The sequence below is a fragment of the Paenibacillus sp. UNC451MF genome, assembly GCF_000686845.1.
Lineage (GTDB): Bacteria > Bacillota > Bacilli > Paenibacillales > NBRC-103111 > Paenibacillus_S.
Window position 1 is genome coordinate 20,845 of record NZ_JMLS01000043.1, and the last position, 11,126, is coordinate 31,970.

Sequence of the window (11,126 nt, forward strand, 5' to 3'; positions counted from 1 at the left end):
TGCGCCGCATGCGACAGGAGCTGCCTTTATTTAATCCTATTGTTTATTTCACAAGTCCGAGCAAAATTTCTCTAATGAGCTTAGCCGCTACGATTTGCGTCTGTTCTGTCGGGTCGTATGCAGGAGCTACCTCCACTACATCGGCACCTACAACATTCAGGTTAGCCGCAGCCATAGCATGAATAGCCGCTAGAAGCTCCTTCGAGGTGATGCCTCCTGCTTCTGCCGTACCGGTTCCCGGTGCGCAGGATGGATCTAGCACGTCGATATCGATCGTCAAGTAGATCGGACGTCCGGCAAGCTCTGGAAGCACCTTTTTCAAAGGCTCCAGTACTTCAAACGGATGGAAATTAATGTTCTCACGAGCATATCGGAATTCCTCACGGGAGCCGGAACGAATACCGAATTGGTAAATGTTGCGTCCGCCCATTAATTCAGCCGCTTTGCGAAGCGGTGTGGAGTGCGACAAGGGTTCGCCCTCGTACTGCTCGCGCAAATCCGCATGAGCATCAAAATGTACGATAGCCAAATCGGGGTACTTCGCGTACACCTCGCGGAAAACCGGCCAAGAGCACAGATGCTCACCGCCAAGACCCAATGGGAATTTACCGTCATTCAGCAAGCCGCGCACATACTCCCCAATGATATCAAGACTGCGTGCCGGGTTACCGAAAGGCAGTAGCAAATCACCTGCGTCGAAGTAAGAAATATCTTCGAGGCTTTTGTCTAGATAAGGACTATATTCCTCAAGACCGATCGACACTTCCCGAATACGGGGAGGGCCAAAACGGGACCCTGGGCGAAAACTGACCGTATAGTCCATAGGCATCCCGTAAATGACTGCACGAGAAGCCTCATAATTATCGGAGCTTAAAATAAATACGTTGCCGGAATAAGCTTGATCCAAACGCATGCGTTACACTTCCTTACTTAGAAATAGTAATGAATTACTTGGTAAGATCTTCAACGAATTTCGGCAGTGCGAAAGCCGCTTTATGCAGTCGAGGCGTATAATATTTCGTGTTGATTTCTGGAATTTTCGTTTCGTCAACTTCGAGCGGATCGTACTTTTTGCTGCCTAATGTGAACGTCCACAAGCCGCTTGGGTATGTCGGAATGTTAGCGCAGTATACGCGTACGATAGGGAAAATTTCCTTTACATCACGGTTAACCGTTTGGATAAGGTCAGCCTTGAACCAAGGGTTGTCCGTTTGCGCTACAAAGATACCGTCTTCCTTCAGCGCTTCAAAAATACCTTGATAGAAACCGCGGGAGAACAGCTCTACCGCTGGTCCAACCGGTTCTGTGGAATCGACCATAATAACATCGTATGTATTTTTATGGTCATGGATATGCATGTAGCCATCGTTCACGATAACTTCTACACGAGGGTTGTCTAACTCGCCTGCGATTTCAGGCAAATATTTTTTGGAGTACTCGATAACTTTGCCGTCGATTTCAACCAGAACCGCTTTCTCTACTTCCGGGTGCTTCAGCACTTCACGAATAACTCCACCGTCACCGCCGCCTACAACAAGTACATGCTTCGGATTAGGATGCGTATAGAGCGCAGGATGCGCCACCATTTCATGATAAACAAACTCATCTTTAATCGTGGTCATAACCATGCCGTCCAAAACGAGCATGCGTCCGAATTCCTCTGTATCGATCATAGCGAGATCTTGAAAATCGGTTTTCTCCGTTACAAGCGTCTCACGAATTTTAGCTGTAATACCAAAGCTTTCTGTTTGTTTCTCCGTGTACCATAATTCCATTATCAGTTCCCCTTTCTTTCTTCATCATACCGTTAACTACAGGTTATTATTGCATATTATTACCCAAATCAAAACGGGCCGATTTACTGCGTCATCTACTGCTAGTTTTGCGTCAAGTTGTATTATAGTGTATCCACCTAAAAATGCAAATACATACGGGGTTTAAATTCGTAATGTTTAAAAAAATTTAACTTGAGTCATCCAATAATTGAATAGGTGTTTCTATGTTTTTCCATAATGGATAGTGAAGCTATTAATACGATTACGAAAGGATGGATGAACGTGTCCGATGCGAACAAAAACAACCCGGCAGGCCAAGACGAATTACGTTGGTTCCGTAAGCTGAAAACAGCAACCTCACTCGCCTTCTCCACACTCCTTTTGAGCACGGCCGTCATCTTCATTCTGCTCTTATATATGCGCTCCCAAGCGCTGCCGGTTTCGAAAATGGGACCGTCGACTGAAATGTACGATATGCATGGTGAAGTGCTGGAAACATTAAACGGAGGGAAAAACCGGCAGGAAGTCCCTCTCGAGGATATCTCCTCCTATCTCGTCCAAGCGACGCTGGCCATTGAAGACCGTAATTTCTACAATCATTACGGCTTTGATATCCGCGGAATCGCCCGGGCAGCTGTCGTTAACCTCCAACATATGGCTAAGGTGCAAGGGGCCGGAACGATTACGCAGCAGCTAGCTCGCAACCTGTATTTATCCCACGAACGCACTTGGTCAAGAAAGCTGAAGGAAACGTACTACGCTGTCCAGATGGAGCTTCACATGACCAAGGACGAAATATTGGATGAATATTTGAATCAAATTTATTACGGGCACTCCACTTACGGCATTCAAGCGGCATCGAAGTTATTTTTCGGTAAAGACGCTAAGGACTTGACGCTCGGGGAAAGCGCGATGCTGGCGGGTATTCCGAAAGGTCCGCGCTATTATTCCCCTTACTACGATTTGAAAAGCTCAAAGGATCGGCAAGAGACCGTACTCCAAACCATGGTGTCCGCAGGCATTATCAATCAGGGACAGGCTGACCAAGCAGCTAAGGAAAAGCTGACGATACTGCCGCTAGAGCCTCGAAAACCAGCCATAGCGGGGTACTTTCGTGATTATGTGCGCAGCGTGGCCACAGAGCAGCTAGGCATCACAGAGGATCAGTTCGATGACGGCGGCTTAAAAATCTATACAACGCTCGATATGAATACTCAGAGGGTGGCCGAAGAAGCCGTCTCCTCCGAATTGGAGCCTTATGCTGAGATGCAGGCAGCTCTCGTAGCCATAGACCCACGCAACGGTTACATAAAAGCTATGGTCGGGGGTCGCAACTACACTGAAAACCAGTATAACCGTGCACTATCCAATACCCGTCAGCCAGGCTCGTCCTTTAAGCCGATTATGTATGTAACTGCGCTTCAGCAGAAGCAGTACACTCCGGTGACCCGGTTTAAAAGCGAGCCAACAACGTTCAGTTACGACAATGGAAAGCAGACTTACACGCCGAGCAACTTCGATAATAAATATTTCGATTGGATCGATCTCAGACAGGCTATAGCAAAGTCGGATAATATTTTTGCCGTCCATACCATTCTCGATGTAGGTCCCGAGAACGTAATTGACATGGCACGTAAAATGGGCATCAACAGCGCGATGAAGCCCCTTCCTTCACTGGCGCTCGGTACGTTCCCGGTCAGCCCCTTCGAGATGGCGTCGGCTTTCGGCATTTTTGCCAATCAAGGCGTTCGAGTGGCGCCTACGGCCATTACTCGCATTGAAGACAATTATGGGCGGGTACTTTATCAAGCGAATCCTGCTAAGGAATCAGTCATTCCGCCAGCCTATACGTATGTTATGACCCAGCTCATGGAGAGCGTGTTCGAAACCGGAGGTACAGGCAATCGCGTCTCCTCCGTGCTGAAGCGGCCGGTTGCCGGCAAAACCGGCACGACGAATACAGACGCTTGGCTGGTAGGTTATACTCCGGAGCTGTCTACAGCTGTCTGGGTCGGTTACGATAAAGACCGGAACATCAATGCGGTTGAATCGCATCTCGCCGCCCCTATCTTCGCGGAGTTCACCGAGCGTGCGCTTGAGTCGGTGCCGCCAAAGCTGTTCCCGATACCTGAAGGGGTCACGAACGTCTATATTGATCCTGCTACAGGCAAGCTGGCCAACGACGATTGTCCGAACTCCAGGATGGAGGCTTTCGTGCAAGGGACAGAACCTACCGACTATTGCACCGAGCAGAAGAAGGACACGGCCAAACCATCCAAGCCAAAAGGCAATGGTACTTGGTGGGAAGATTTGAAGCGTTGGTGGAATGATTAATCAGAGCAAGCCGCACTGGATACGGTGCGGCTTGTTTGCTGTTCCAAGAGGGCGTTTCCATAATGTTACACGCCAGATATGCTATACTGTTTAGACATCCTATAACCGCAAATGAGTCTACATAAATTCTCTTACGTTTATACATACATTACCAGCTTTGCTGCACAAAACATAAGGAGGTTACTCATGGGACAAGACCTTCGCCTTTCCAATGTACGCATCATAACAGGCCGTCTGGATGCAGCCAACATTCATTATGCTTCCGGCGGGAGCGGTCTATTATATAGCTTGGGCCTCTCCGACCATTTTCGGGATTGGGATATTACTACGGATGCTCCGTTTGAGGTCATAGCGGACGCGCTGCAAGGAATCCCTTGGACCGATTCGCCTAGCGGCGATTATCCTTTTGCAAGCAGCTACCGAATATCAATTCCTCATGATACGCTGCCTATCGATCTATTCGGGGGCTTCGCCATTCATACGGAGTCCGGAGTATGCCGGCTCCATTCTTATTCCACAACCGTATGGGAACAAATACGCATGGGGAGCCCATTGGTCTGGGCGATCGCTTATTCACTAATGAACCGGCAGGATAAGGCGCTTAAGTTATTCGACTACCTTCGTGAACACGGAGCAGACCGCGAACAGCTCCAGCGGCTTCTAGAGGAGCCCTTACCGGAGGTTCTCCGCAGCAAGCTGCTTGCCCTAAGCTCATCAACTTAAATGATGGAGTATATGTTAGCCAACAGTCAGAAACTTTTGCGTAAGCTGTCGCGTTGTATTATAGAGAATTTATTTTCCATAGATAAGGTTGGGAAATGATGAAGTTTAAACGTAAGCTTGCTGCTATCTTATTGCTGCTCGCAGCCCCTCTGGTGTTTTTATTCCTTATTAACAGCGCCGTGAAATCCGCAGCATCACCTTATATTGTAAGCGTTGAGGTGGCCCCTCAGGCCGAAGCTATTCTCGTACTGGGAGCAAGGGTGTACCCTAACGGATCTGTATCCAGTATGCTGGGTGATCGATTGGACGTTGCACTGGAGCTCAAAGATGCGGGTAAAGCAAATCGGTTCATTGTCAGCGGCGACCATGGTCAAACGGACTACGACGAAGTGAACACGATGCGGCGTTATTTGGAGCAGCGAAAGGTAGAGCCGCAGCATATATTTATGGATCATGCCGGATTTAGTACGTATGAAAGTTTGTACAGGGCTAAAGATATTTTCAAAGCGCACAAAATCATTATCGTTACGCAGCAATACCATCTGATGAGAGCCGTCTATACCGCCCGCCAAATGGGCCTGGATGCTTACGGTGTCGCCTCTGACAAGCAAATGTATGCAGGAATGCCCCGATACGAGACACGTGAAGTCCTGGCAAGGAATAAAGACTTTATTTATGTTCATTTGTTGAAGCCCAAGCCGACCTATTTGGGAGAACCGATCCCGGTGATTACCTCTGATGGAAGGATGACTTCTGACGGCAAATAATTTTAATACAAGCAGAAGGAAAGACAACCCTATGAAACTACAAGCAGAGGAAATCCATATTCGTCCCTTAGCTTTATCCGATGCGGAAGCACTACAGCAGCTCCGGGTAGAAAATCGGGACTATCATCGGTCTTTCGAGCCGATCCGGCCGGATGACCATTTCACCCTCGAATTCCAGCAAGAGCAGATTCGTACGAGCCTTCTTAACTCACAGAACGACACTAGCTATAGCTTCGGGATTTTCATCAATGAGAGCCACCGGCTGATCGGCCGCATCACCCTCTCCTCCGTATTCCGGGGACCTTGGCAAAACGCCAATATCGGCTATTATTTAGATAAAGGGTACATAGGACGAGGGTATGCCACAGAAGCCGTAAAGCTCGCTGTGCATTGCGCATTCACACAGCTGAAACTGCATCGCGTACAAGGCGCAGTGATGCCCCATAACATTCCTTCCATTCGTGTTCTTGAGAAATCCGGCTTTCGTTACGAGGGCTTAGCGAGAAATTATCTGCATATTCATGAGGTGTGGGAGGATCATAATATTTATGCAATCACCTGTGAGGAATGGCATCATTTTCTTCCTTAATTTCAGGTAGCCAGGAGGGCTGCATATGCAAAAAATAGCTGTCATTTCTGATATTCACGGCAACATTCCTGCGCTCGATGCAGTGCTTGCTGACATCCGTCAGCGAGGAGTCACAACCATTTACTGTTTGGGGGATTTAGTCGGCACAGGCCCACATCCTGCCGAAGCTGTTGATAGAATCAAAGAGCTTTGTCCTGTCGTTGTCATGGGCAACTGGGATCAACTGATGTCCAAACCAAGTCAGGATGAAGTCCTCTTATGGCATCAGCGGCGACTTGGAGATCAGCGTCTCCAGTGGCTTAAAGAACTGCCGTTCTCGCATGATTTTATAATGAGCGGCAGAAGAATTCGGTTGTTTCACGCTTCGCCCGTCAGTGTATTTACACGTATTCAGCCCTGGGACTCACTGGAAAGCAGGCTCACCATGTTCCACAATACCGAAATGACAGGTACGCCAAATGGTGATGAACTGCCTGATGTGGTGGGCTACGGGGATATTCATAATGCCTATTCTCAGAATCTTAAAGGAAGAACGTTGTTCAACACGGGCAGCGTAGGCAATCCTCTTGATATGCCGCAAGCGTCCTATGCGATTTTGGAGGGGCAGCTTGACAGTTCGGTACCAGCTGCTTTTGCCATTCAGCTTGTACGGGTTCCTTACGATATCGAACTGGCCGTCCGTTTGGCAGAACAAGAAAACACCCCGCTTCTCGAACCATACGTCCGCGAGCTGCGTACAGGCCGATATCGGGGATTGAAGGACTAATTATTCATGTTTTTTGGGCAACACAAAAAGGCAGACCGAGGTCTGCCTTTTTGCTGTCCTAGTATATGTTGCATATACTGAGCATTAGTATACATCGTTCGCGCGGACTTATACAATGGAAGTCACATAATGTACATAATTTTTATGCCAGCGCTTCCTTCAGCACATCGTCGGAATTTGCCCACATTTCAGGGTTATGCTCCATCAGCAACTTTCTTAAAGCCGCCTTCTCCCGATCACCTAAGTTTTCCAGCAAAATACGGCGTTTTAATGCATAATCCATCCGATTGACATGCTCGGCAAGAATCTTCCACCCACGTCTTGCCTCCGGATCTACGGACATTTCGCATGATGTCACTCCGGCATAATAGGAACCGGATTCTCTGCGGTCCGCCGCAACCCAAACGATCCAGCACGTACGGCCGTTCGGCACATCTTCTTTATTCGTAGAGAACTTGATGCCCTTCTCCACCTTACTCTTCGCATGAAGAGCCCCCATGTCCAGATAAGCTTCGTCTCCATCGATAATGACGCTGGACAACTGGCTAAGATCAATAGATCCTGCGCCGAAGCCGCGATGCTCCACTTTACCGCTAACAATATTGAGAGAATTTAACTTCTTCGGCTTTTCCGCCGCTTGGTCATTATTTATATCCATTAATGGCACCATCCATTTTTATAAGATAACGTTACTCGTTCTTTCTTATTTTAGCTAAAATGACCCTCCCATTTCCACTATAAACGAAAAATTGTTGAAATAGGTACTCACAGTCACGCTGAAAGCCATAAAATTTCTTTTGCCTGCATCAGAAATAATCCTCGTCCCACAAACATATACATGCTGTAGATGCTTGTCAACGGGGTGAAAAATAGATGAAAAATGTTATCGGCAACCGAATCGCACAATGGTGTCTTCTAGTTGTCCTTGCCAGCGGAGCGACATTTGCAAGCCAAGCCCTGACGGCTGGCAGCCTTCCGGCACAACAAGTTCCTTTCTCACTATCCGACCTGCGTGAGGGTGTGGAAATACTTGGCTCGCTGGCACCAAATCCCGTCGCCATGACCTCCTCATCCTTGAAGGGAGAGCCCGATTTTCATTCGTATCAATTCGATCTATCTCAAGCAGACGGTTCCTCACTGGGACTTCAGCTGCAGCCGCTGGCCAAGCCCGTGTCCGCACGCATGAATGAGCCTACGATCCCTGCACCTCCAAGTCTGCCGGCCAAGCCCTTGGAGAAGCCCGCTCCACAGCCACTCAGCTCCCGTATCGTTGAGTACCACATGAACGTGGAGCTCGATGCACCGAAGAAGCAGATTGCCGGCACACAAACATTAACCTGGAAAAACCCTGGAAGCCAGCCGGTACAAGAGCTTTACTTCCATATGTATCCGAATGCATTCAGCTCCAAGAAAACAACGTTCATGAAAGAATCCGGCGGAAAGCTGCGTGAAGACAAAAGCACAGACAACAATACCGGCAGTATGGATATTAGCAGCATCAAAACATTAGAGGGCGAAGAACTCATCTCAAAAATGGAATATGTTCAACCGGATGACGGGAACAAGGATGACCGGACATTAATGAAAATCACCCTCCCCAAAGCGGTCAATTCCGGTGAGCGAATCACATTGAAAACCAACTTCTCGGTCCAGCTCCCAGCCGTATTCGCCCGGATGGGGTATGCCGACGACTTCATTATGGCAGGTCAATGGTTCCCAAAAATCGCCGTATATGAACCAGCCGGAACGAGGGGCCGTACTACGGAAGGCTGGAATTTGCACCAATACCACGGAAATTCGGAATTTTATGCAGACTTCGGAATTTTTGACGTTCGCATTAAGGTGCCAACAAGCTACACGGTTGCAGCTACAGGCTTCCCTACGAAGCCGCCGGTCGATGACGGTAAATCAAAAACATACGCATTTTACTCGGATGATGTTCACGATTTCGCCTGGGCCGCCTCCCCTAACTTCATTTATTATGAGGAGCCCTACGCCACCCAGCAAATACCGGGCGTCCGTATAAAGCTGTATCTCGATCCTAAGCATGAAAAACTGAAAAGCCGCTACATGACTGCTGCAAAAAAAGCACTGGCACGTTTTTCCCAATGGTATGGTACCTACCCCTATTCCACCTTGTCGATTGTTATTCCACCGGAAAACGGAAACGGAGCTGGCGGGATGGAATACCCGACCCTCGTTACCGGATGGGGCGCAGCCAACGAACAGCCGGATTTGGAGCTCGAGCGAGTCATAGTTCACGAGATTGGGCATCAATTCTGGTACGGAATGGTCGCTAACAACGAGTTCGAGGAAGCATGGCTGGACGAAGGCTTCACCTCCTATGCCGAAGATAAGCTGATGGAGCTGGAATACGGCGTCAAACCGAACCTGCTGGTCGAATCGAGCTATATGACCTCTCCCGAGGCGCTCAAGCTGGATTCCTGGAGCTACGGGGGTCACGGACAGTATGCGGAGAATGTATATATAAGGGCCAAGCTAGTGCTCAAATCCCTCGAACAGCAAATCGGCAGAGACACGATGGATCGCATCATGCGAACGTATTTCCAGCGATGGAAATTCAAGCATCCGACTACCTCCGATTTTCAGAAGGTTGTGGAGGATGTGACCAAAACAAGCTGGGCAGGCTTCTTCGATCAATATATTTATAACGGGCTGATGGTTGACTATGCCGTAACAGGAATTCAAACCAAGCAAATTGTTCAGGACGGACAGCCCTTGTATGAAAATACCGTTCGAATCCAAAAACTCGGCGGCACCTATCCGACGATCCCTATCCGCTTCCACTTTGCCGATGGATCACAAATCGATAAAACTTGGGACGGCATTGACGGTGACGTTCAGTTTAAACTGAATCATACGGCCCCTTTGGATTACGCATCTATAGATCCGCAGCATTCCAACGTGCTGGAGAACAAACGAATTAACAGCTATATGAAAACCAATGTGGATAGCAAGCTATCTATTCGTTGGAATATGGGTGTCGTCAAATTAATCGAGACCTTGTTTGGTTGGGTCGCGTGGTGAGGTGAGTAAGTACCTATGTGGAAAATGATAAAAAGAGGCTGGACCTTGGCCTGGAACCAACCTTTTACCGTATGTACTCTGTTTATTTACAATTTGCTGTGGGGACTGGCCTTATTCGATATGATCCATTCCATCGTCTTCCCCCTGCTGCGTCGTTATCCAAGCAAAGATCTGTCCCGCGAAGCGGTTCAGCTCTTCTGGGTGGAGGGGCACTTTCAAATCACGAAGACCGATCTGCTTCATTCCTACATCGGTTGGGGCCTCGGGCTGCTGCTCGCGCGTATGCTGCTCACTCCACTGCTGAATGCCGGAGTGTACTACTCTCTTAAACATACGGAACTAAACGCCGGTTATCGCTTCGTCCAAGGGATAAGGAAGCTTGCTCTCCCCTTCTTCGGCTACTACCTTGCGCAGATGACGCTGCAGCTCGGTCCGCTATATTGGCTGATCCCTAAAGCTGCGCAATTGTATTCAAAGCAATCCACCCTCTATGGCGCTGCACAAGAAATACTGCCTTGGCTAGGAGCATACCTGGTGTACATGTTCGTGCTTCAAACATTATTTACCTACCTGCAGTTCGGAAAGATAAGCGGAAAATCCCCATTATTCTCCATGATGCTCCTGCTGCGGAACGTTCTGCCCGTGTTTCTGCTCGGTATCCTGGTGATGCTAATCGGACTGCTCATTACGGCTGCGGTTATGACTTCAACGATGATTTGGGCAGGTTTTCTAGCCTTGCTAGGCTTTCAAGCCTACCGATTCATTCATATGTTCTGCAAAATGTGGGAGCTCACCACTCAATACGCTCTATGGAGCGCCAAAAGCGAATAGTTCTTCTCTTGTATCTCAGCAAAATCACAAAAAAACCGTCCACTTCCATTTGGAAGCTGGTCATACCCCTGTCAAGTAGACAGATGAAAAAAGCTAAGCTGCCAACGCGCATCGATATTCAATCGGTGCGCGTTGTTTTAATTTGGCTTGAAAACGGTGGTAGTTGTAATCGTAAATATATTCTTCCACCGCTTGCTGAATTTCCGCTCCTGAATTACACTGGTTGAGGTACAACTTCTCTGTTTTGAGATGCGAAAAGAAGGATTCGATGCATGCGTTATCCAGGCAGGTTG

11 protein-coding genes are annotated in these 11,126 nt (G+C 48.3%); 7 read left to right on the forward strand and 4 right to left on the reverse strand.

Annotation, left to right across the window (positions count from 1 at the left end; all coding sequences use genetic code 11):
* Positions 1–43 precede the first annotated feature (43 nt).
* Positions 44–913, reverse strand: coding sequence for an agmatinase (speB, locus tag BP97_RS0129220; RefSeq protein WP_028552287.1), 870 nt, complete (start codon positions 911–913; stop codon positions 44–46).
* A 34-nt stretch (positions 914–947) separates the two neighbouring features.
* Positions 948–1,775 (reverse strand): polyamine aminopropyltransferase, encoded by an 828-nt coding sequence (speE, locus tag BP97_RS0129225; protein WP_028552288.1) that lies wholly within the window; start codon positions 1,773–1,775, stop codon positions 948–950.
* 276 nt (positions 1,776–2,051) lie between these two features.
* Between speE and BP97_RS0129230 the strand changes: the two genes are divergently transcribed.
* From BP97_RS0129230 to BP97_RS0129250, 5 genes are all read left to right on the forward strand, one after another.
* Positions 2,052–4,109 (forward strand): transglycosylase domain-containing protein, encoded by a 2,058-nt coding sequence (locus BP97_RS0129230; RefSeq protein ID WP_028552289.1) that lies wholly within the window; start codon positions 2,052–2,054, stop codon positions 4,107–4,109.
* Between the two features lie 186 nt (positions 4,110–4,295).
* A complete protein-coding gene (locus BP97_RS0129235; protein ID WP_036746753.1) occupies positions 4,296–4,832 on the forward strand; it encodes a hypothetical protein in 537 nt (178 codons plus the stop codon).
* 98 nt (positions 4,833–4,930) lie between these two features.
* Complete coding sequence (locus tag BP97_RS0129240) at positions 4,931–5,599, forward strand: SanA/YdcF family protein (protein ID WP_028552291.1); 669 nt, start codon at positions 4,931–4,933, stop codon at positions 5,597–5,599.
* A 31-nt stretch (positions 5,600–5,630) separates the two neighbouring features.
* Positions 5,631–6,188, forward strand: coding sequence for a GNAT family N-acetyltransferase (locus BP97_RS0129245; RefSeq protein WP_028552292.1), 558 nt, complete (start codon positions 5,631–5,633; stop codon positions 6,186–6,188).
* Between the two features lie 25 nt (positions 6,189–6,213).
* On the forward strand, positions 6,214–6,954 hold the full coding sequence (locus BP97_RS0129250) for a metallophosphoesterase family protein (protein ID WP_028552293.1): 741 nt from the start codon (positions 6,214–6,216) through the stop codon (positions 6,952–6,954).
* 142 nt (positions 6,955–7,096) lie between these two features.
* On the opposite strand, the gene BP97_RS0129255 is transcribed toward BP97_RS0129250, so the two are convergent.
* Positions 7,097–7,612: a YwhD family protein gene (locus BP97_RS0129255; RefSeq protein ID WP_028552294.1), complete on the reverse strand. Its 516-nt coding sequence runs from the start codon at positions 7,610–7,612 to the stop codon at positions 7,097–7,099.
* A gap of 215 nt (positions 7,613–7,827) precedes the next feature.
* Between BP97_RS0129255 and BP97_RS0129260 the strand changes: the two genes are divergently transcribed.
* Together BP97_RS0129260 and BP97_RS0129265 are read left to right on the forward strand one after the other, a co-directional pair.
* Positions 7,828–10,002 carry a M1 family metallopeptidase gene (locus BP97_RS0129260; protein ID WP_028552295.1) on the forward strand — a complete coding sequence of 725 codons (2,175 nt, stop codon included), beginning with the start codon at positions 7,828–7,830 and terminating at the stop codon, positions 10,000–10,002.
* 45 nt (positions 10,003–10,047) lie between these two features.
* On the forward strand, positions 10,048–10,833 hold the full coding sequence (locus tag BP97_RS0129265) for a hypothetical protein (RefSeq protein WP_231506487.1): 786 nt from the start codon (positions 10,048–10,050) through the stop codon (positions 10,831–10,833).
* Between the two features lie 93 nt (positions 10,834–10,926).
* Here the strand turns inward: BP97_RS0129265 and BP97_RS39910 are convergent.
* On the reverse strand, positions 10,927–11,126 hold a 200-nt coding region (locus BP97_RS39910; RefSeq protein WP_156043389.1), incomplete at its 5' end, for an IS3 family transposase.

What these genes read in the sequence shown, in the direction of transcription:
- speB (WP_028552287.1), bottom strand. Translation starts at nt 913, where the DNA reads ATGCGTTTGGATCAAGCTTATTCCGGCAACGTATTTATTTTAAGCTCC.
- speE (WP_028552288.1), bottom strand. Translation starts at nt 1,775, where the DNA reads ATGGAATTATGGTACACGGAGAAACAAACAGAAAGCTTTGGTATTACA.
- BP97_RS0129230 (WP_028552289.1), top strand. Translation starts at nt 2,052, where the DNA reads ATGAACGTGTCCGATGCGAACAAAAACAACCCGGCAGGCCAAGACGAA.
- BP97_RS0129235 (WP_036746753.1), top strand. Translation starts at nt 4,296, where the DNA reads ATGGGACAAGACCTTCGCCTTTCCAATGTACGCATCATAACAGGCCGT.
- BP97_RS0129240 (WP_028552291.1), top strand. Translation starts at nt 4,931, where the DNA reads ATGAAGTTTAAACGTAAGCTTGCTGCTATCTTATTGCTGCTCGCAGCC.
- BP97_RS0129245 (WP_028552292.1), top strand. Translation starts at nt 5,631, where the DNA reads ATGAAACTACAAGCAGAGGAAATCCATATTCGTCCCTTAGCTTTATCC.
- BP97_RS0129250 (WP_028552293.1), top strand. Translation starts at nt 6,214, where the DNA reads ATGCAAAAAATAGCTGTCATTTCTGATATTCACGGCAACATTCCTGCG.
- BP97_RS0129255 (WP_028552294.1), bottom strand. Translation starts at nt 7,612, where the DNA reads ATGGATATAAATAATGACCAAGCGGCGGAAAAGCCGAAGAAGTTAAAT.
- BP97_RS0129260 (WP_028552295.1), top strand. Translation starts at nt 7,828, where the DNA reads ATGAAAAATGTTATCGGCAACCGAATCGCACAATGGTGTCTTCTAGTT.